This window comes from Amycolatopsis sp. WAC 04197, assembly GCF_003947475.1.
In the GTDB taxonomy this organism is placed as follows: domain Bacteria; phylum Actinomycetota; class Actinomycetes; order Mycobacteriales; family Pseudonocardiaceae; genus Amycolatopsis; species Amycolatopsis japonica.
This window is the reverse complement of record NZ_QHJK01000005.1, coordinates 310,602-330,053: the sequence shown is the minus strand read 5'-3', so window position 1 is coordinate 330,053 and position 19,452 is coordinate 310,602. Positions and strand designations below refer to the sequence as shown.

The following is a 19,452-nucleotide window of genomic DNA, read 5'->3' as shown; positions in this document are numbered from 1 at the left end:
AACACACGGAAACCCGCCCGTCACGACCGGGCGGACGGGCGGAAACGAGGCGTTCGTACCTTCTGGCTCCCGTCCCCGGTGCCCTGGAGGAGACCTCGGTCATGACCATCGAAGAATCGGAGACCCGTGCCGCGCCCGCCGGTCTCGGCGCGACGAAGGAAACCCTCGAGGACTACACCCTCCGATTCGCGCCGAGGACGTACCGTCGCTGGACACCGGCGGTGGTCGGCGCTTCCGCGCTGGGCGGGATCGCCTACATGGCCGACTTCTCGATCGGCGCCGGTATCGGCCTGACCCACGGCACGGGCAACGCGCTGCTGGCGATCGCCCTGGCGGCGGTGATCATCTTCGTGACCGGATTCCCGCTGGCCTACTACGCCGCCCGGTACAACATCGACCTCGACCTGATCACCCGCGGTTCCGGTTTCGGCTACTACGGTTCGGTGCTCACCAGCGTCATCTTCGCCAGCTTCACCTTCATCTTCTTCGCGCTCGAAGGCTCGATCATGGCGCAGGGCCTGAAATACGCGATATCGCTGCCGTTGTGGCTCGGCTACCTCGTGTCCACCCTGGTCATCATCCCGCTGGTCGTCTACGGCATGAAGGTGCTGGCGAAGCTGCAGAGCTGGACGAATCCGCTGTGGCTGCTGCTGATGGTGGCGCCGCTCGTGTTCCTCGTCGTGAAGGATCCCGGTTCGGTCCAGCGGTGGCTGTCCTACGAAGGCGAGGGCGGCGCCGGGCTGAGCACGGCCGCGATCATGCTCGGTGCCGGTGTGTGCCTTTCGCTCATGGGGCAGATCGGCGAGCAGGTCGACTACCTGCGTTTCATGCCGCCGCGTACGGCGGAGAACCGGCGCGCCTGGTGGACCTCGATGGTGCTGGCCGGGCCGGGATGGGTGTTCTTCGGCGCGATCAAGCAGGCGATCGGCGTGTTCATGGCGGTCTACATCCTCGACGCGGTGGGCAAGGCGGCCGCCGTCGAGCCGATCGAGCAGTTCACCGGCGTGTTCACCGAAGTCATGCCGTCGTGGCTGGTGGTACCGCTGGCACTGGTCCTGGTGGTGCTCAGCCAGGTCAAGATCAACGTCACCAACGCCTATTCCGGGTCGCTGGCGTGGACGAACTCCTTCACCCGGATCACGAAACGCTATCCGGGCAGGCTGGTGTTCGTGCTGGTGAACCTGGCCATCGCGCTGACCCTGATGGAGGCGGACATGTTCAGCTTCCTCAACGGCATCTTGAGCTTCTACTCGAACTGCGCGATGGCATGGGTGGTCACCGTCGCCACCGACATCGCGATCAACAAGTTCGTGCTCGGGCTCTCGCCGAAACAGCCGGAGTTCCGGCGCGGCATGCTGTTCGCGGTCAACCCGGTCGGTGTCGTCGCGTTCCTGGGTTCCTCGCTCCTCTCGATCTCCGTCTACTTCGGACTCTTCGGCGCCGGCATCCGGCCGTACTCCCCGCTGGTCGCGGTGGTGGTCGCGATCGTGCTGACCCCGCTGATGGCGGTGCTCACCCGAGGGCGTTTCTACCTGCGCCGCACCGATGACGGCATCACCGAGCCGATCCTGGACGAAGACGGCAATCCGAGCGGCACCCACTACGACTGCGAGGTCTGCGGAGAGGCCTATGAGCGCCCCGACATGACAGCGTCCGCGACCGGCGGGACAATCTGTTCGTTGTGCCTGAGCACGGACCGCGCAGGGCATCACATCCTTCCCGCCGGGCCCTGATCGAGGGCGTCGACTTGCGGGTCCGGTGACCTCGTGTCACCAATGGACACGGCAAGCCACTGACCGGCGAGAGGACACGTGAACCCGGTGAACCTGACCCTCGTCGTCGTCCTCGGTGTCGTCAGCATCGTCCTGGTGGCCGCGTTCTCCGAGCGGCTCAACGTGGCCGCTCCGCTGAGCCTCGTGGTGGCCGGTATCGGGCTGAGCTTCCTGCCCGGCGTCCCGCATCCCGAGGTCGAGCCCGAGCTGATCCTCGCCGGAGTGCTCCCGCCGCTGCTGTATTCGGCGGCGGTGAACATGCCGGTGGTCGATTTCCGGCGGAACATCCGGCCGATCACCGGTCTCGCGGTGCTGCTCGTGGTGGGGACGACCCTGGGCGCGGGCTGGCTGTTCCACGAGCTGATCCCGGACATCGGCTGGCCCGCCGCGTTCGCGCTCGGCGCGGTCATCAGCCCGACCGACGCCGTCGCGGCGACGTCCGTGGGGCGTCGGCTCGGCCTCCCGCCCCGGCTGCTGACCGTGCTCGAAGGCGAAGGGCTGGTCAACGACGCCTCCGCGCTCGTCCTGCTGCGGTCGGCCGTCGCCGCGGTCGCCGGGTCGGTGTCCGTCTGGGGCATCGTGGGGGAGTTCTTCTTCGCGGTCGTCGTGGCGGTCGGGATCGGATTGCTCGTCGGGATCGTCAACGTCCGGGTGCGCGCGTTGCTGGGCAACGCCGTGCTCAACACCGCGATCTCGTTCGTGGTCCCCTTCATCGCGTTCCTGCCCGCCGAAGAGGCCGGAGCCTCGGGAGTGCTCGCGGTCGTCGTCGCCGGCCTGGTGGCCGGTCATCTCGCCCCGCGGCATCTGCGCGCGACGGACCGGCTCGCCGAGGCCGTCAACTGGCGCACCGCGGCCTTCCTGCTGGAAAGCGCGATGTTCCTGCTCATGGGACTCAGCGTCAAAACCCTCATCGACGAGGTGCACAAGGACGGTTCGAGCGTGTGGCGCGCACTCGCCATCGGACTGGCCGCGTCGGCACTCGTCATCGTCGCGCGCATCGTCTTCGTCGGGCCGCTGGTCGGCGGCCTGTACCGCGAGCAGCGGAAGGCCGCGCGGTTCAAGCCCCGGCTGGAGACGACACAGGCGGTGCTGCGGGGTGACCAGTCGAATCCCGCCGTCACCGAACGGCTGGACAAGGCGTCACCGAGGCGGGTGGCGCATTTCCGGAAACGGCTCGACCGTGCCGCCGCCGACGTCGAGTTCCGGCTCACCGAGACCTTGGGCTGGCGCGGTGGGGTGGTGCTCGGCTGGGCGGGGATGCGCGGCGCGATCACCCTCGCGGCGGCGCAGACCCTGCCGCAGGACACGCCGGACCGCGCCCTGCTGGTCCTGATCGCCTACGTGGTGGCGACCACGACGCTGCTGGTCCAGGGAATGACGCTGCCGGCGGTCATCCGCGCGGCGCGCGTGCCGTCGGAGGACCCGGGCCGGTTGCGGCGTGAATACGTTCGGCTCACCACCGAACTGGCCGACGCGGCGAAGTCCCTTTTGGACGATCCCGACCTGGAGGACCCGGGCAACGGGCCCTTCGGCGACCGGGTCGTGGACCGGGTGCGCTCGGACGTGCGCGTCCCGCCCGCCTCGCCGGGCGACCGCCCGGCCCCGGAACAGATCGAGCAGTACCTGAGGTTGCGCCTGCGGGTCCTGACCGAACAGTCCGAACGTCTCCAGCACGCCCGGTCGAGCGGCGCATACAGCTCCGAGGCGCTGAGCCGGGCCCAGACCGCCCTCGACGTCGAGATGGCCCGGCTCGAGCAGCTGGCGGACCGGCCGGTCTCCTGATCGCGGTCAGCTCTCGGTCTTGACGTACAGCCGCACGGTTCCGCCGCGGTGCGTGCGGAAGTAGTTCTGGAGTTGCGCGCTGCTCGCGACGCATCCGGCACTGGTGAAATCGTTCTCGCCCGTGCGCGGCAGTACGACGGGGCACTGCGCGAGATAGCTGAATTTGTCCGGCCACAGCACGAAGAACGTCGCGGATCCGGAACCCGTGCCGCCGTTGTTGCGGAAAACCGCGCTCATCGAGCAGGCGTTTTCGTTGCACGGCCCGTTCCACTGCGAGGAACGCACCTGGAAATCGGGCCGCGCCGGTGGCGTCGTCCGGACAGCCCGCTCCGGCGTGGTCCGGGTCGTGCGAGGTGTGCTCGTCACCGCGAGCGGCCGGGAAGCCGTGGTCTGGCTCGACGGGGACGGCGCGAGTCCCTTCAACGGATTGAACCTGTTACGGATCGTTGCGGCGCGAGGGGAAGACGAGCATCTCGCGCCATCCCAGGACGGCGCGTTCCCGCTGGTGAGAGGCGGTGTTTCGTTCCCGCTTCCCAAGTCGCGCCATTCGTCTTGCTTTCGGCAGGCCCGGCTGATGACCATGGAAATCGTCCAAGGAAAAGAGAAAGAGGGGGAACGACAGTGAGCAGGATGAAGCGATTCGCCGCTGTGGCGGCGTTGGTGGCCGCTTCCGCGGCCACGATGGGTGTCACCACCGCGAGTGCGACGGAAGGTCCGCGGGACGGCGAGCGGGCCTCGTGCGCCAAGACGAAGATCTGGCTCAACGACGACTGGGGCTGCGTGATCTCGTACGGCGACCGCATGAAGGTCGCTGACGACACCTGGGACGGGAACGGCACGCGCCTGCGCTGGACCAGCTCGTTGCCGAATTCGCACGGGAAGTTCAAAGGCTCCTGCAAGGACTACAACGGATCGGAGAACGGTTCCGAGGAGTGCGATTACCAGTTCCCGGAGGGGACGACCATCAATTACAAGCTGGAGCAGATCAGCGGCGGTGAGGTCGTCGACGAAACCGACGGCTGGGTCCAGGCCGTGGTTTGACCCGGCCGGACGGGCACCCGGCGGCGGACACGGCCGTTCGGGTGCCCGCCCGTCCGCGCGCGCCGAAGATGACAAAGGGTGATTCACCCGCCTTCTCTCGGGTACCCGAAGATCGAAAGCGGAACCGACGAGACAGGAGGCATCGTGCAAAGCTCAACGCTCCGGGACGTCACCGTCCGAGAAGGACCGTTCGCGTCGGTCTACTTCGACAACTCGCACGACACCGAGGACGCCGCCGCGCAATTGGAGCTGCGCTGGCGTTCGCTCCGCAAGCGGCTGGCCGACGAGGGTGCGCAGGAGCCGACGCTCACCGCCCTCGACGCCGCGGTGGCCGCCGCCCCGCCTTCGGAGGGCAAGGCGGGGCGGGCCCTGATCGCGGAGAGGGACGAGGTCGTACTCGACGAGGAACTCGTGGAGCCGCCGCTCCGTGAGGTCGCCCGTGTCGCGCCGCAGCCGTATCTCCTCCCGCTCCTGCGGCTCGCCCCGGCCGTCGTGCCGCACGTCGTCGTGGTCGCGGACCGGACGGGGGCCGATCTGTTCGCGTCGGGTGAGGACGGTGCCGAACAGCGGACCGTCCAGGGCGAGGACCACCCGGTGCACAAGGTGCGCGGTGGCGGATCGGCCTACTGGAACATCCAGCATCGGGTGGAGGCCGTGGCCGAACGCAACGCCGCGGAAGTCGCGCAGGAGGCGGTGAAGCTCGCCGATTCCGTCGGCGCCGAAGTGCTGGTGCTCGCGGGTGAGGTGCAGGCGCGAGCGCAGGTACGCGACGAACTCGCCCCGCGCGGCAAGGAGAAGGTCGTCGAGCTGGAGGAAGGCGGCCGGGCGGACGGAAGTGGCCCGGAGGCCCTCGAAGCCGAGGTACACCGGGTGCTGACCGAACACGCCGAACGCGGCCGCCAGGACGTGATCGACCGCTTCCGTGCCGAACAGGGGCGCGAGGGCGGCTTGGCGGCGGACGGGCTCGCGCGGACGACGGCCGCCCTGCGTTCGGGTGCGGTCGAGACCTTGCTGATCGACGCCGATTCGTTGGCCGATCGCCTGGTCTGGGTCTCCGGCGAACCGACCCAGGTCGCGGCCGCGAAGGAGGATCTCGAACTTTCCGGCGCGGAGACGCTGACCGAGTGCCGCGCGGACGAAGCGCTTCCGGTGGCCGTGCTGGCCGAAGGCGCGGACATCGTCCCCGTCAGCGGTGAGGGTCTGACGGAGGGCATCGGCGCGGTTCTTCGGTTCGCGGTCTGACCGGATCAGGACGTCGCGACGGCGTCGCGTGCCTTCTCTCCGCCGGCGACCGAGCTCTCCCTTGCGCAGTGCGCGCAGCAGAAGAAGCGATCCTCCACCTGGATGCCGTGGCCGACCACGCGGCAACCGCAGTGCTCGCAGATCGGAGCCAGCTGGTGGATCGCGCATTCGAAGGAGTCGAAGGTGTGCTTCGCTCCGTCGACGGTGTGGATCTCGAACGTCTTTTCGTAGTCGTTTCCGCAGACTTCGCAGTTCGTCATGCTGGAGGGCTACCCGGTGTATGGCGTCGGCAACCGTGAGGGTCAAGTCCGTGAAGGCCTCCTTGAGGGACCCAGAGTCCCTCAAGGAGGCCTTCACGGACCGAAGGGTCGCCACAGGCGCACCAGCAGTCACAGCAGTCACAGCGGCCGCGCGTGAAGGCCCCCTTCCCTCGGCTCAGCCGAGGAAACTCGACCTTCACGCCTTCCCAAGTACATGAAGGCCCCCTTCCTTGCGCCTAGGTACAGGAAGGGGGCCTTCACGTACCTCGGCCGTCACGCGCCGACGGCTGGAACACGTTCCCGCCGCGGAGTCCGGCTCACCGCCCACACACTGCCGACCACGACCGCCGCGGCACAAGCCGCCGTCGTGGAAGCGCACACCGGGAACACGACAGCCCACGTGGCGCTCACGCAGACCAGGGCCCGCCGATCCACGCTCTCCTGGCCGCGCTGATCTCGCGTCAGGAAAACGGTGAGTGGGTACCCCTCCCGGTAGCGGAGGTGATTCGCGATGGACAGGCCAGGCCCGATCCGGTGGGTGCAGTACGTCTACGGGCGCAGACTGCCGGAGCGATACCGCGAATGGGTGCTGTACGACGCGACCTCGCGCACGTGGCTGCTGCGGTTCGCCCTCCGGATCTGTTTCGAGGCGTTGCCGTGGCTCACGATGGCGTTCGTGCTGCTGGTGACGCTCACGCCGTTACCCATTCCCGCCGTGCTGGGCGCGTTGATGCTGAGCCTGTTCCTGGGGCTGTTCTTCACGATGACCAGCGCCGACGAGCTGGCCGAGGTCCGGCTCGGCAAACACGGTTTCCCTCGTGGCACCGGAAAAGCGGCCAGATCCGCCCGGGGAGGCTCAGGCAGCTGGCCGTGACGACACGGTGGCGGCCGCAGCGGCCAGGGACAATTCCTCCCGCGATCGCACCGTCAAGATCGGTATCCCCGCGTTCCGGTCGCTGATGATCGCGTCCTGGGAGCGGTCGCTGGACAGATCGCCCTGTATCCCGAGCACGCCGAGTCCGCGCGCGACGGCCTCGGCGACCTCGGGCTGGTCCCAGCCGATGTCGCCGGTGAACACCAGTGCGTCCACGCGGTCGAGGCTCGCCGCCACGGCCGCGAGTTCGCGACGGACGCGATGTTCGAACACCGCCATGGTGAACCTGGCCGCGGCGTCGCCGGAACGACTGTCGCGGACCAGCTCCCGGGTGTCGTCCGAGGTCCCGGACAACCCCAGCAGCCCCGAGTGGTGATAGAGGCCGTCCTCGAGTTCGTCCAAGCTGACATGTCCTTCCCGCAGGAGCCACAACAGCATGCCGGGATCGACGCTACCGGACCTCTTCGCCATCATCGCGCCTTCGAGCGGGGTGAAGCCCATCGAGGTGTCGACGCTGCGGCCGCCGGAGACCGCGCACACCGAGCTGCCACCGGACAGATGCGCCACGAGCAGGCCGAGCCCGTCCGGCGGGCGGCCGAGCAGCTCGGCGGCGCGTCGGACCGCCCACGCGAACGAGTGCCCGTGGAACCCGTAACGGCGCAGGTCCCAGCGTTCACGCCAGCGCGCGGGCAGCGGGTACGTCCGCGCGACCTCGGGCAGCCCCTGATGGAAGGCGGTGTCCGGGCAGACGACGTGCGGCACGTCCGGCAGCAGCCCGGTCAGCAGCTCCAGAAGGGCTTCGGTGTTCGGAACATGTTCCGGCGCCAGGGATTTCGCCTTCGCGATCGCCTCCCGTACCCGGGCGTCCACCACGGCGGGCGCGACGAGCGCCGTCCCGCCGTGCACGAGCCGGTGCGCGACCGCGTCCACCCGCACGTCCTCGACGAACGACCGCACGTCTTCGGTCGCGTCCGACGGCGGTTTCCCGATTTCCGCCGAGTCGACGACGTCCTCGCCGTCGACCACGTGCAGCCGCAGACTGCCCGATCCGGGATTGACGGTCAGTATCCTCACGGGTGCCACCTCCAACCGGTGATCTCGGCCGGATCTTCACCGTCCTGATAGGACTGTCGCAGCACGGAATCCCGCCGCCGCACCAGTTCGCGGGCGAGATCCCCGCCCGCCGACGCCCAGCCCGCCGCCCGGCGGACGGCGTCGGCGGCGAGGTCGTGACGGGTCATCCGGTTGCTCGCGAGCAGGTCGAACGGGGTGGTCGTGGTGCCTTCCTCCAGGTAACCGTGGACATGGAAGCGGTCGGCGCGCGGACGTCCGTGCAGCACCTCGTGCACCGCGGACGGGTAGCCGTGGAAGGCGAACACCACCGGGGTGCCGTCGCCGAAGCAGTCGGCGAACGCCCCATCGGACATCCCGTTCGGGTGCCGGTCCGACGGGCAGAGGGAGAGCAGATCGACCACGTTCACCACCCGCACCCGCAGTTCCGGCGCCGTTTCCCGCAGCAGCTGGGCGGCGGCCAGGGTTTCCACGGTGGGAGTCGTTCCGGCGCAGGCGAGGACGACGTCGGCCGCGTCTTCGGTGTTGCCCGCCCACGACCATGCCCCGGCACCCGCCCGGCAGTGCGCCCTGGCCTCGTCGGGTGACAGCCACTGCGGGCCGCTCTGCTTACCGGCGACGACGACGTTGATCAGCCCGGTCGAGCCGAGACAGCGGTGCATCGTCTCCAGCAGCGTGTTCGCGTCCGGCGGGAGATAGATCCGGGAAGTGGTGGCCTTCTTGGTCAGCATCTGGTTGATGAATCCGGGCCCCTGATGGCTGTAGCCGTTGTGTTCCTGCCGCCAGCCGTCGCTGGTGAGCAGGTAGTTCAGGCTCGCCACCGGCGCGCGCCAGTCGACCTCGCCGGACATCTTGAGGAATTTGGCGTACTGGTTGACCATGCTGTCCACAATGGACACGAAGGCTTCGTAGCAGGGGAACAGGCCGTGCCGTCCGGTGAGGAGGTAACCCTGCAGCCAGCCTTGGCACAGGTGCTCCGAAAGCACTTCGTGCACTCGGCCGCGGGGGCCGAGGTGTTCGGTGTATCCCGTGACCTCGCGGTCGAATTGCCGCGGGGTCGCTTCGAGCAGCGCCCCCAGTTTGTTGGACTCCAGTTCGTCCGGGCAGACGACGCGGAACGTGCTCGGCGCGCGCCGGACGATCTCCGCCAGCCATTCGGCCAGCACTTCGGGGGCGCTGGCGTCGGCGGCGCCGGGTTCGTCGACGGCCACCGAGTACTTCGCCACCTCCGGAAGGGGCAGGTCACGGCGCAGCAGGCCGCCGTTGGCCTGCGGGACACGGCCGAGCCGCAATTCGGGAGCGGGTGGGACCGCGAGGATGTCCGCGGCCGGCACCCCGTTCTCGTCGAAGAGCTCCTCCGGCCGGTAGGACCGCAGCCAGCGTTCGAGTTCGGCGAGTTCACGCGGATCGTCCGCGGCGCCGGACAGGGGGACCTGATGGGCGTGGAAGGTACCTTCGAGCGGAGTCCCGTCCGGTGTGGTCGTCGGCAGACCCGCACCCTTGGTGTTCCGCAGGACGATCATCGGCGGCTCGTCCGTGTCGCGTTCGTGCGCTCGGGCCAGGGCTTCGGCCAGCGGTGTGTCCGGATCGTCGGCGTCGCGGACGTCCACGATGACCGGGCGCCAGCCGCAACCGGTGAAATAGGCGACGAGTTCGTCGTCCGACATCGCTTCATAGATTGTCGGTGACGCGATCTTGTAGCCGTTGAGATGCAGGATGGGCAACACCCTGCCGTCACCCGGGCCGCTGAATTTGGGGCTGTGCCACGCGGCGGCGGTCGGCCCCGTCTCGGCTTCCCCGTCACCGATCACGCAGGCGACCAGCAGGCCGGGATCGTCGAACGCGGCACCGAAAGCCGTCGCGAGGGCGTAGCCGAGTTCCCCGCCCTCGTGGATGACGCCGGGAACCTCGGGGGAGAGGTGGCTGGGGAAACCGCCGGGCCAGGAGAACCGTTGGACCAGGTCCGCGAGCCCACGCTCGTCGAGGGACAGCCGCGGATCGTATTCGGCGTGCGTCCCCTCCAGCCACAAATTGGCGTGGATGGCGGGCGCGCCGTGGCCGGGGCCGGTGATCAGCAGGGTCCGTTGCCCGGTTTCGGCGACGAGGCGATTCAACCCGGCGTACACGAGGGTCAGTCCGGGGCAGGTGCCCCAGTGCCCGAGCGGCCTCGGTTTCAGGTGTTCGGGCCGGAGCGGTTCGCGGAGCACGACGTTGTCCTTGAGATGGATCATCGCCGCGGCGAGGTAGTCGCACGCGCGCCGGTACCGCCGGAGCGTCCCGACCTCTGTTCCGCCAGGCACCCGGTCCTCCTTTCCGAGGGGTTTTCCGACGGGTACCCGACGACCGGACGGCTAACCGGGCGCGGACTCGCCCGGTGTGACCAGGCCTGATTCGTAAGCGAGGACCACGAGTTGCGCGCGGTCGCGGGCGTGGAGTTTGGTCATGGCGCGATTGACGTGCGTCTTCGCGGTCTGCGGGCTGATCACCATGTGGCCGGCGATCTCGTCGTTGGACAGGCCCCGCGCGACCAGGACCACCGCTTCGCGTTCGCGGTTGGTCAGTTCCTTCAGCCCGGAACCGCTGCCGCCGCCGAGCGGGACGGTGACGTACCGGTCGATCAGCTTGCGCGTGATCGACGGCGCGAGCAAGGCGTCACCGCGCGCGGCGACACGGACGGCGTGCAGGAAGTCTTCGGGCTCGATGTCCTTGACGAGGAAGCCCGCCGCGCCCGCGCGCAGCGCGTTGAAGACATATTCGTCCAAGCCGTAGTTGGTCAGGATGACGACGTGCACGCTTGCCAAGGCCGGGTCGGCGGCGATGCGCCGGGTCGCCTCGATGCCGTCCACGCCGGGCATCTGGATGTCGATGAGCGCGATGTCGGGCAGGTGTTTTCTGGCGAGTGTCACGCCTTGGCCCCCGTCGGAGGCTTCGGCCACGACCTCGATGTCGTCCTCGACGTCGAGCAGCGCGCGGAATCCGCTGCGGATCAGGGGCTGGTCGTCGACCAGCAGGACGCGGATCACGAGCGCTCCACGGGAAGTTCGGCCCGGACGGAGAAACCGCCCGTGTCTTTCGGTCCGGCGTCGAGACGGCCGCCGAGCGCGGTGACCCGTTCGCGCATCCCCAGCAGTCCGACACCGGGGATCGGTGTGGTGCCCGGGGTGGCCTTGCCGTCGTCCTCGACCTGGATCGTCAGAGTGTCGGGACGGTGGTCGATGCGCACCGACGCGGTTTTCGCCGCGGCGTGCCGGGCGATGTTGGTCAAGGATTCCTGGACGATCCGGTACGCGGTGCGGTCCACGGCCGCGGGCAGATCGTGTCGCCGCCCTTCGACGGTGAGCGTCGCGTCGAGACCGGCCGCCTGGGCCCGTTCCACCAGGTCGGGGACCCGGTCGAGTCCGTGCGGCGGGTTCGTGTCGTCGTCGCGCAGCGCCTCCAGGGTCGCCCGCAGCTCCCTGGTCGCCTCACGGCCTGCTTCGCGGATCGCCAGCAACGATTCCGGCACCGTCTCGCCCCGTTTGGTGGCCAGGTGGACGGCGACCTCGGCCTGAACCTTGATGACGGAGATCTGGTGGGTGAGCGAATCGTGCAGTTCCCGCGCGATGTGCAGCCGTTCCTCGTCGGCCCGGCGCCGCGCGGTCTCCTCACGGGTGCGCTCGGCCTCGTCGGCCCGCCGTTCGGCCTGTCGCAGCGCTTCACCCGCCGCGCCGGCGGCGATCAGCCAGGCCAGCTGCAGCGCGTCACGGCTCTGGGCGAAGGCATCGCTGACGGAAGAAGCGTTGGCGGAGGCCAAAAGCACGAGCGGGAGCGCGACGATCATGAGCACCGACCCCGCGACGGCGACGATCCGGTGTCCGGCGCGGACCGCGGCGTAGACCGCGACCAGGTAGGCGACGGCGGGCACGGTGAAACCCATGGCCTGATACCCCAGCGCGCACACCGCGGTCACGGCCAGGACCGTGAGGGGCACCCGGCGATGCGCGGCGAGCGCCAGGCCGCCGGCGACCAGCACCACGTAACCGAAGGGGTTCATGGTGGTGTCTTGATCGGACAGTGCCGTGACGAGCAGGACCACCGTCACCCCGACGGCGATCGCCCAGTCCCAGACCCTGTTCATGCGAGAACCCTAACCAGCCGTCCTCGCGCGCGACTCCTCCCCACGGACGATGCCGGGACTACCACGTACGCGGTAGTCCCGGGATTTCCACGACCGCGGCGGCAGTCCGGAATGCCTGCGTTCACCGGACGACGCGGGGCGGGTCCGGCGGACACGATCTGCGGACATCAGTCATCGAGCGAAGGAGTACCCCATGACCGTCCACTTGCTGTCCGCCGGCTACCTGACCCCCGGACGCGTCTGGTCCCTGATCGCCGCGCTGGTGGGGGTGATCGGGGTGGTCGCCGGCGGACTGGCCGTCGCGCGTAGCCGGTCCGGCGACACCCGGCGGGGAGCCGTCGTGGCGCTGGCGGCGGGGCTGCTCGGCATGGCGGGCGGCGTTTACGTGGTGGCCGCGGCGAAGGGCGGCCCTGGTACGGGCTACGGGATCGTCGGTGGGTTCCTCGCCTTGGTGGTCGGGCTGATCGCCGCGGCGCTGGGCGGGGTGGCTCTTTCGCGTTCCCGTCGCGCCGCCGAGGTCTAGATATATCAACCTGCGTTGATGTATCTTCGGCCGGTGGCGACCTTCGAGACGGCCGATCCGCCGCCGTTCGTACGGCTGGCGAGCGATCCGCTGCGCTGGCGGCTGCTGCGCGAGTTGTCGCACGGCGACCGCCGGGTGCGGGAGCTGGTCGACCTGGTCGGGCAGCCGCAGAACCTGGTGTCCTATCACCTGCGCAAGCTGCGGGCCGCGGAGCTGGTCAAGGCGCGGAGGAGCAGCTTCGACGGCCGCGATACCTACTACCACCTCGATCTGGGGCGGTGCGCGGACGCGCTCGCCGAGACGGGAAGCTCACTGCACCCCGCCCTGTCGCCGATCGGGGTGGAGGTGAAGCGGGCCGAGCCCCGCATCAAGGTGTTGTTCGTGTGCACCGGGAACAGCGGGCGCTCGCCGATGGCCGAGGCGCTGCTGCGGCACCGTGCCGGTTCGAGGGTCGAGGTGTCCAGCGCGGGCAGTCACCCGAAACCGCTGCATCCCGACGCCGTGCGCGTTCTCGCCGAACGCGGCATCGCCCTGACCCACGAACCGTCCCATGTGGACGATCTCCGGCGCAGGCGATTCCATTGGGTGATCAGTCTTTGCGACCGGGTCCGCGAGGTCTGCCCGGAGTTCCCCGGGCATCCGCACGTCGTCCACTGGAGCCTGCCGGATCCGGCCAAGGAACCCGAGAGCCGTTTGGCGTTCCGTCGGCTCGCCGACGAACTGGACCGCCGGATCGGGTTCCTGACCGCCCGGTTCGGCGGGAAATATCGCGATGATGAGGTGAACAGGACATGACTTCGGATTTGGTGAGTGTGCGGTACCTGGTCGACGACGTCGCGGCCGCCGTCGAGTTCTACACCGGACGCCTGGGTTTCGCCGTGCGTTCGAGCGCGTTGCCCGCGTTCGCCGACGTGGTGCGCGGGAATCTCCGGCTGCTGCTCAGCGGTCCGGCGAGTTCGGCGGGGCGGGCGCTGCCGGACGGTGCGAAACCGGCGCCGGGCGGGTGGAACCGCATCCATCTCGTCGTCGAGGACATCGACGCCGAAGTCGCGCGGTTGCGCGCGGACGGTGTCCCGTTCCGCAGTGACGTCGTGACCGGGCCGGGTGGCCGTCAGATCGTGTTCGACGACCCGGCGGGCAATCCGGTCGAACTGTTCCAGCCCGCTTCCCGGTGACGCCACACCGCGAGCCGAGCCTCGGCACCGTCCTGCGGGAATGGGGCCGGATCGGCTGCATCGGGTTCGGCGGGCCGCCCACCCATATCGCCCTGCTCCGCAAGTTGTGCGTGCAGCGCCGGGAGTGGTTGTCGGATCAGGAGTTCGAGGACGCCATCGCCGCTTGCAACCTGCTGCCCGGCCCGGCGTCGACGCAGCTCGCGATCTTCACCGCGTGGCGGGTCCGCGGCCGGGCGGGGGCGCTCGTCGGCGGCGCGGCGTTCATCGTCCCCGGTCTCATCGTGATTTTGGCGCTGGCCGCGCTGTTCCTCACGGGTTCCCCGCCGGCCTGGGTGCGCGGGGCCGGTGCGGGAGCGGGTGCGGCGGTCGCCGCCGTCGCGGTGCACGCGGGGGTCGGCCTGATCCCGGCGGGCTGGCGGCGCGCGGCCTCCACCGGTCGCGTGCGCTGGGCCCTGTACGTCCTGGCGGGTGTCGTGTCGGCCGCCGTGCTCGGCCCGTGGCTGGTGCTCGTCCTGCTGGGCTGCGGCGCGGTCGAACTGACCGTGAACCGCGCACGCCGCGGCGAGTCCAGTGCCGCGTTGTTCGCCGTTCCCGCCCAATCCTGGGCCGCGGCGGTCGCGGGCGCCGGTGTGTTCGCGTCCGTCGCGTGGGTCTCGCTCAAGGTCGGGATGCTGTCCTACGGCGGCGGCTTCGTGATCATCCCGCTCATGCAGGACGACGCGGTGAACACCTACCACTGGATGAGCGCGGGGGAGTTCCTCAACGCGGTCGCGCTGGGCCAGGTCACCCCCGGTCCGGTGGTGCAGACCGTCGCCGTCGTCGGCTACGCCGCGGCCGGGCTCACCGGCGGCATCCTGGCCTCGCTGGTCGCCTTCGCCCCGTCGTTCGTGTTCATCCTGTTCGGTGCCAAGCATTTCAACCGGTTGCGTGGCAACCCGAACGTCCGCGCGTTCCTCGACGGCGCCGGCCCGGCCGCGGTCGGCGCCATCCTCGGCTCGGCGATCCCGCTCGCGCTCAGCCTGACCCAGGGATGGCAGTACGCCGTGCTCGCCGGTGCCGGGGTCCTGCTGTTCGTGTTCCGGCGTGGCGTGGTGACCACGATCCTGGCCGCGGCGGCGGCCGGAACCGTGCTCGCGCTCGCCGGAGTGCTCCTGCCGAGCTGAGGATCAGCCCAGTCCCCGCGTGGTGACGACCCGCGCGTTGCCGTCGGACAGGTGGTACGACAGCCCGACCACGGCGGTCTTCCCGGCGTCGATCTGCTCGGAGAGCAGCCGGGAACGGTCGACCAGGAGGTCGACGGTGTGGCGGATGTGCTCGTCGATGATGTCGTCGTTGCTGGTGAGCCCGGCGGCGCGGGCGGCGAGGACGCTCGGGGTGACGCGCTCGATGACGTCACGGACGAAGCCGTTGGTGCCGAGGCCGTCCTTCAGTGCTTCGCGGGTCGCGGCGACGGCACCGCAGGAGTCGTGGCCGAGGACGACGACCAGCGGGCAGTCGAGGATGCTGACGGCGTACTCGATGCTGCCCAGCACCTCCGAACCGGCGACGTGGCCCGCGGTGCGGACGACGAACAGGTCGCCGAGCCCGCGGTCGAAGATGATCTCGGCGGCCAGTCGTGAGTCGGAGCAGCCGAAAAGCACCGCGAACGGGCTCTGCTCGGGGGCGGTTTCGGTGCGGCGGACGGCATCCTGGTTCGGGTGCTCCGGAGTACCGGCCACGAAACGCCGGTTGCCGGCGAGCAAAAGGTCGAAAGCCTCGGAAGGGGTCGGCGCGTCGCTCATGGGCCGGACATTACCGGGCGCCACCGGCTTCGGCAGGTGGGCCGCGTCACTGATCGAGCCGTCCGGACACGGCACGCATGGCGCGGCCGACGGCCCGGAGGTCGTCCGGCGCGATCACGTCCACGAAGTGCTCGCGGACGGTGCGGAGATTGTCCGGTGCCGCGCGGCGCAACGTCTCGTAGCCCTGGTCGGTGAGCCGGGCCCGGACGCCGCGGCCGTCGTCTGAGGTCGATTCCCGCTGGACCAGGCCGCGCGTCTCCAGCCCGTTGATGCGGTGCGAAAGGCGGCTGCGCGAGTAGTACGCGGATTTCGCGAGGTCCGCCATGCGCATCGACCGGCCGGTGGCTTCGGAAAGCCGCACCAGGAGTTCGAACTCGGCAAGGGAAAGCCCGTGCTCCTCGCGGAGCCGCCGGTCGAGCAGGTCGACGAACCGCACGGATCCTTCGATGAACGCCCGCCAGTCGCGCTGCTGTTCCGGGTCGAGCCAGTCGGTCACGGCGCACAGGGTAACAGTTGACGCCTTCAACCACTTCGGGCTAGTTTTGGTTGAAGACTTCAACTAGATGGGGAACACGATGACGAACGAAGCCTGGGTGATGCACGAGAAGGACGCGGAGGTCATCGAGCGGCCCGCGTTGCGGTTGCTGGCCGACGGTGAGCACACGGGCGGGCTCCTCGGCGCGAACCGGTTGTCGCTACGACCTGGGGAACCCGGGACGAAACCGCACTATCACCGGAAATCCGCGGAAGCGTTCTACGTCCTCGACGGGGCGTTGCGGATGCTGGTGGGCGACGAAACGATCACGGTCGGGCGCGGTGGGTACGTGGTGATCCCGCCGGGCGTCCGGCACGCGTTCGCCGCGCCGCCGGAGGTGGCCGCGGACGTCCTCATCACGCTGGCGCCCGGCGTCGACCGGTTCGGCTACTTCCGGGTCCTGCCCGAGATCCTGCGCGGAAACGTCGCACCCGAAGAGGTCGAGCGCCTTCACGAGCGGTACGACGTGCACTTCGTCGAGGCGCCCGAATGGGACACGGCTCAGCCGACGCCGTAGCGCTCGCGCACCTGGCCGACGTTCGGCACGCCGTTGAATCCGAGGTCGTTCGCCCCGACAACGATCGTCCCGTCGTTGTTCGTGTACTTCTGCGGGGTCGCCCAACCGTCCTCGAGATCGGGAGAAGCGGCGAAGGCGCGCAGGACGTCTTTCATCACCGCGATCGCCTTGCCCTTGTCGCCCGCCGCGATCCGCACGTCACCTCGCTGCCATCCACCGCCGAAGCCGTTGTCGCAGTCCCAGGTCGCGGAGATCACGCCGGGGACCGCCGTCGCCGCCGCGGCGAAGGCCTCTTCGCATTTCTCCGCGCTGGACGCGCACGCCGAGACGGGCAGGGTCAGCGCCATGACCGCGGTGACCGCCACAACCCGCGCACATCGCCTCATTCGGGCATTATGCGTGGATGCCCGGGCTGTGGTGTGAACAGCCCACTCCGTTCGGCGAGCAGGTTCGATGGGGAATCATGACGAACGACAGCGAGGTCCGGTCGCGGCCCCTGACGAGCTACGTCAGCCGGACGGACGACGAGGACGAGGTGCGGCGGCTGCTCGGCGTGGGCCGTCTGGTCACCTTGACCGGCGCCGGCGGCGTGGGCAAGACACGGCTGGCCGCCCAGGTGGCCAGTTCGCTCACCCGGGCCTTCCCCGGCGGCGTGGCGGTCGCCGGACTGGGTGAGCTGCGGGACGAACGGCTGGTCGCGCGCACGGTCGCCGACGCCTTGGGCCTGCACGACACGGCGGGACGCACCGACCTGGAGGCCGTCGTCTCGTATCTGCGGCCTCGGCGGTCGTTGCTGCTGCTGGACAACTGCGAGCACCTCCTCGACGGCAGCGCGGACCTGGTGACGGCGTTGCTGCGGGAGTGCCCGGACCTCGTCGTCCTGGCCACCAGCCGCTGCTCGCTGGGGCTGACCGGCGAGCACGTCCTGGCGATCCCGCCCCTGGCCGTGCCCGACGAAGAGGCCGGGACACCGGAAGTGGCGCTCACGTTCGGCGCGGTGCGGCTGTTCGCCGAGCGCGCCACCAGCGTCCTGCCCGCGTTCGAGGTCACCGAGAGCAACGCCGCGGACGTCGTCCGCCTGTGCCGTCGGCTCGACGGCCTGCCGCTGGCGATCGAACTCGCCGCGGCCCGGATCCGGGTCCTGTCGCCGTCGCAGATCGCCGACCGCGTCGAGATGAACTCGGGTGTGCTGGCCACCGGTCTCCGGATGCCGGTCGAGCGGCATCGGACGCTGCGCGCCACCATCGAGTGGAGTCATTCCCTGTGCACGGACATCGAGCGGATCGTCTGGGCACGCTGTTCGGTGTTCGCCGGCCAGTTCGACCTGTCCGCGGCGGAGGACGTCTGCGCCGGAGCCGGGCTCGACTCGCTCGCCGTGCTCGACGCGGTGGACGGTTTGGTGGACAAGTCGGTACTGGCGCGCATCGACGGCACGGACCCGGTCCACTACCGGATGCTTCGGCTGCTCCGCGAATTCGGTGGGCACCGGCTCGCCGAATCCGGTGACGAGCACGCCGTGGCGCGAAAGCATCGAGACCACTATGCCCGGCTGATCGACCAAGCCGCCGCCACGTGGTTCGGGCCGGGGCAGGACGAAGCCTACGAGCGCCTGACCGCGGCGCACGCCGACATCCGCGAGGCCCTGTCGTGGTCGCTCCGCACGCCCGGTGAAGGCGCGGTGGCCTTGGAGATGGCCACCGGCATGATCGAATACTGGGTGGCCCGCGGCGCGGCCTGGGAACTGCGGGACTGGATCGATCGCGCGCTCGAGGCGATGGCGCCGGAGACCCGGGGGCGGGCCCGCGGCCTGGCGATCGCGGCCCTGTGCGCCGCGCTGCACGCGGATCTGCCGCGAGCCCGGCAGCGGTTGGCCGCCGCCGAGGCGATCGAAGACGACGAGGCCGCGCCCTACATCGCTCACGCTCGGGCCTTCGTGAAGATGCTGGCCACCGAGCCGAATTCGATGGTGGACGCGGCGGAGGCCGTGCGGCTCTTCGGCGAACGCGGCGATGTACGGCGCCAGCTGCATCCGATGTTCCTGCAGGGCGTCGCGCTGGCTTACCGAGGAGACCTGCCGGGAGCGCGGGAGCTGCTGGGCTCGATGCGCCGTCTGTGCGAGGAGGCGGGGGAGGAGCGGTATCGCTCCATGGCCCTGTTCGGGCTGGGTGTCGCCGAAGTCTGCTTCGGCGGTGATCTCGACGCCGGGGAGCGATTCATCCGCTCCGCGCTGGAGATCGACCTCCGCGCTTCCGACGTGCTGTCCGCGGCCTACCGGGTGGACGGTCTGGCGTGGGTGTCGGCGAGGCGCGAGGAGTGGGTCCGGGCGGCGGAACTGTTCGGGACCGCCGCCACGCTCTGGGACCGCTGCAGCGCCGAGCCCGACGTGGCCGTCACCGCGGCGCACCGGATGTTCCACGACGCCACCCGGAACGCCTTGGGGGCGGAGAGGTTCGACTTGGCCTTCGCCGAGGGGCGGCGCCGGAATCCGCACGACGCCCTGGCCGGTCCCGAGGCTTCGTCCGTCGGCGAACCGGCCGATCTTCCGCCGCTGACGCCGCGCGAGTCGGAGATCGCGCGGCTGGTCGCGGCCGGGCTGAGCAACCGGGACATCGCGGCGAGACTGGTCATCGCCCGGCGCACGGTCGAGACGCATCTGCAGCACATCTCGCACAAGCTCGACTTCGCCAACCGGACCCAGCTGGCCGTCTGGGTCGAGCAACGGGACCGCGGACCGCTGTGACCCGCCGAGGTCACAGCGGTCG

At 69.7% G+C, this 19,452-nt stretch carries 21 protein-coding genes; 12 read left to right on the top strand and 9 right to left on the bottom strand.

The genetic code is table 11. The features are described 5' to 3' along the window. Positions 1–101 precede the first annotated feature (101 nt). Together DMC64_RS22165 and DMC64_RS22160 are read left to right on the top strand one after the other, a co-directional pair. The gene (locus DMC64_RS22165; protein ID WP_125735081.1) at positions 102–1,733 is read left to right on the top strand and encodes a cytosine permease; all 1,632 of its coding nucleotides are present in this window, start codon (positions 102–104) and stop codon (positions 1,731–1,733) included. A gap of 87 nt (positions 1,734–1,820) precedes the next feature. After that, the gene (locus DMC64_RS22160) at positions 1,821–3,554 is read left to right on the top strand and encodes a sodium:proton antiporter (RefSeq protein WP_125735080.1); all 1,734 of its coding nucleotides are present in this window, start codon (positions 1,821–1,823) and stop codon (positions 3,552–3,554) included. A gap of 6 nt (positions 3,555–3,560) precedes the next feature. Here the strand turns inward: DMC64_RS22160 and DMC64_RS43280 are convergent, their stop codons facing one another. Further along, positions 3,561–3,791, bottom strand: coding sequence for a hypothetical protein (locus DMC64_RS43280; RefSeq protein WP_233629764.1), 231 nt, complete (start codon positions 3,789–3,791; stop codon positions 3,561–3,563). Here DMC64_RS43280 and DMC64_RS43275 point away from each other — a divergent pair. The 3 genes from DMC64_RS43275 to DMC64_RS22145 all read left to right on the top strand — a co-directional run bounded on the left by DMC64_RS43275 (position 3,760) and on the right by DMC64_RS22145 (position 5,837). After that, complete coding sequence (locus DMC64_RS43275; RefSeq protein ID WP_233629763.1) at positions 3,760–4,179, top strand: hypothetical protein; 420 nt, start codon at positions 3,760–3,762, stop codon at positions 4,177–4,179. The genes DMC64_RS43280 and DMC64_RS43275 overlap by 32 nt on opposite strands. Positions 4,180–4,184: 5 nt before the next feature. Next, positions 4,185–4,595, top strand: a complete 411-nt coding sequence (locus tag DMC64_RS22150; RefSeq protein WP_125735079.1) for a hypothetical protein — start codon at positions 4,185–4,187, stop codon at positions 4,593–4,595. Positions 4,596–4,739: 144 nt separating this feature from the next. Further along, positions 4,740–5,837, top strand: coding sequence for a Vms1/Ankzf1 family peptidyl-tRNA hydrolase (locus DMC64_RS22145; protein ID WP_125735078.1), 1,098 nt, complete (start codon positions 4,740–4,742; stop codon positions 5,835–5,837). Between the two features lie 5 nt (positions 5,838–5,842). Here DMC64_RS22145 and DMC64_RS22140 read toward each other — a convergent pair whose 3' ends face one another. Continuing rightward, the gene (locus DMC64_RS22140) at positions 5,843–6,097 is read right to left on the bottom strand and encodes a Prokaryotic metallothionein (RefSeq protein WP_125735077.1); all 255 of its coding nucleotides are present in this window, start codon (positions 6,095–6,097) and stop codon (positions 5,843–5,845) included. Between the two features lie 511 nt (positions 6,098–6,608). Here DMC64_RS22140 and DMC64_RS22135 point away from each other — a divergent pair. Further along, entirely contained in the window at positions 6,609–6,971 is a 363-nt protein-coding gene (locus DMC64_RS22135) for a DUF5313 family protein (RefSeq protein WP_125735076.1), read from the top strand. Here the strand turns inward: DMC64_RS22135 and DMC64_RS22130 are convergent. The 4 genes from DMC64_RS22130 to DMC64_RS22115 are packed head-to-tail and all read right to left on the bottom strand — an operon-like array spanning position 6,954 to position 12,159. Further along, positions 6,954–8,054, bottom strand: coding sequence for an acetate/propionate family kinase (locus tag DMC64_RS22130; protein WP_125735075.1), 1,101 nt, complete (start codon positions 8,052–8,054; stop codon positions 6,954–6,956). The genes DMC64_RS22135 and DMC64_RS22130 overlap by 18 nt on opposite strands. Continuing rightward, complete coding sequence (locus DMC64_RS22125; protein WP_125735074.1) at positions 8,042–10,342, bottom strand: phosphoketolase family protein; 2,301 nt, start codon at positions 10,340–10,342, stop codon at positions 8,042–8,044. The genes DMC64_RS22130 and DMC64_RS22125 overlap by 13 nt, the downstream gene beginning before the upstream one ends. Before the next feature lie 51 nt (positions 10,343–10,393). Then, a complete protein-coding gene (locus DMC64_RS22120; RefSeq protein WP_125735073.1) occupies positions 10,394–11,065 on the bottom strand; it encodes a response regulator transcription factor in 672 nt (223 codons plus the stop codon). Beyond that, positions 11,062–12,159, bottom strand: coding sequence for a sensor histidine kinase (locus tag DMC64_RS22115; protein WP_125735072.1), 1,098 nt, complete (start codon positions 12,157–12,159; stop codon positions 11,062–11,064). Before DMC64_RS22115 ends, DMC64_RS22120 begins: the two co-directional genes overlap by 4 nt. Before the next feature lie 193 nt (positions 12,160–12,352). On the opposite strand from DMC64_RS22115, the gene DMC64_RS22110 reads away from it, so the two are divergent. Genes DMC64_RS22110 through chrA form a run of 4 tightly spaced genes read left to right on the top strand, consistent with a single transcriptional unit; the run spans position 12,353 to position 15,020 of the window. After that, positions 12,353–12,682: a DUF6223 family protein gene (locus DMC64_RS22110; RefSeq protein ID WP_125735071.1), complete on the top strand. Its 330-nt coding sequence runs from the start codon at positions 12,353–12,355 to the stop codon at positions 12,680–12,682. A 33-nt stretch (positions 12,683–12,715) separates the two neighbouring features. Then, a complete protein-coding gene (locus tag DMC64_RS22105; RefSeq protein WP_125735070.1) occupies positions 12,716–13,477 on the top strand; it encodes an ArsR family transcriptional regulator in 762 nt (253 codons plus the stop codon). Continuing rightward, positions 13,474–13,857, top strand: coding sequence for a VOC family protein (locus tag DMC64_RS22100; RefSeq protein ID WP_125735069.1), 384 nt, complete (start codon positions 13,474–13,476; stop codon positions 13,855–13,857). Before DMC64_RS22105 ends, DMC64_RS22100 begins: the two co-directional genes overlap by 4 nt. Next, entirely contained in the window at positions 13,854–15,020 is a 1,167-nt protein-coding gene (chrA, locus tag DMC64_RS22095) for a chromate efflux transporter (protein ID WP_125735068.1), read from the top strand. Before DMC64_RS22100 ends, chrA begins: the two co-directional genes overlap by 4 nt. Before the next feature lie 3 nt (positions 15,021–15,023). On the opposite strand, the gene DMC64_RS22090 is transcribed toward chrA, so the two are convergent. After that, the gene (locus DMC64_RS22090; protein WP_016333342.1) at positions 15,024–15,638 is read right to left on the bottom strand and encodes a carbonic anhydrase; all 615 of its coding nucleotides are present in this window, start codon (positions 15,636–15,638) and stop codon (positions 15,024–15,026) included. A gap of 46 nt (positions 15,639–15,684) precedes the next feature. Further along, the gene (locus DMC64_RS22085) at positions 15,685–16,134 is read right to left on the bottom strand and encodes a MarR family winged helix-turn-helix transcriptional regulator (protein WP_233629762.1); all 450 of its coding nucleotides are present in this window, start codon (positions 16,132–16,134) and stop codon (positions 15,685–15,687) included. 79 nt (positions 16,135–16,213) lie between these two features. On the opposite strand from DMC64_RS22085, the gene DMC64_RS22080 reads away from it, so the two are divergent. Continuing rightward, positions 16,214–16,690 (top strand): cupin domain-containing protein, encoded by a 477-nt coding sequence (locus tag DMC64_RS22080; RefSeq protein WP_233629761.1) that lies wholly within the window; start codon positions 16,214–16,216, stop codon positions 16,688–16,690. Here DMC64_RS22080 and DMC64_RS22075 read toward each other — a convergent pair. Continuing rightward, on the bottom strand, positions 16,675–17,076 hold the full coding sequence (locus DMC64_RS22075; protein WP_125735067.1) for a hypothetical protein: 402 nt from the start codon (positions 17,074–17,076) through the stop codon (positions 16,675–16,677). The genes DMC64_RS22080 and DMC64_RS22075 overlap by 16 nt on opposite strands. A gap of 77 nt (positions 17,077–17,153) precedes the next feature. On the opposite strand from DMC64_RS22075, the gene DMC64_RS43635 reads away from it, so the two are divergent. Continuing rightward, positions 17,154–19,430 carry a LuxR C-terminal-related transcriptional regulator gene (locus DMC64_RS43635; protein ID WP_125735066.1) on the top strand — a complete coding sequence of 759 codons (2,277 nt, stop codon included), beginning with the start codon at positions 17,154–17,156 and terminating at the stop codon, positions 19,428–19,430. Positions 19,431–19,452 lie beyond the last annotated feature (22 nt).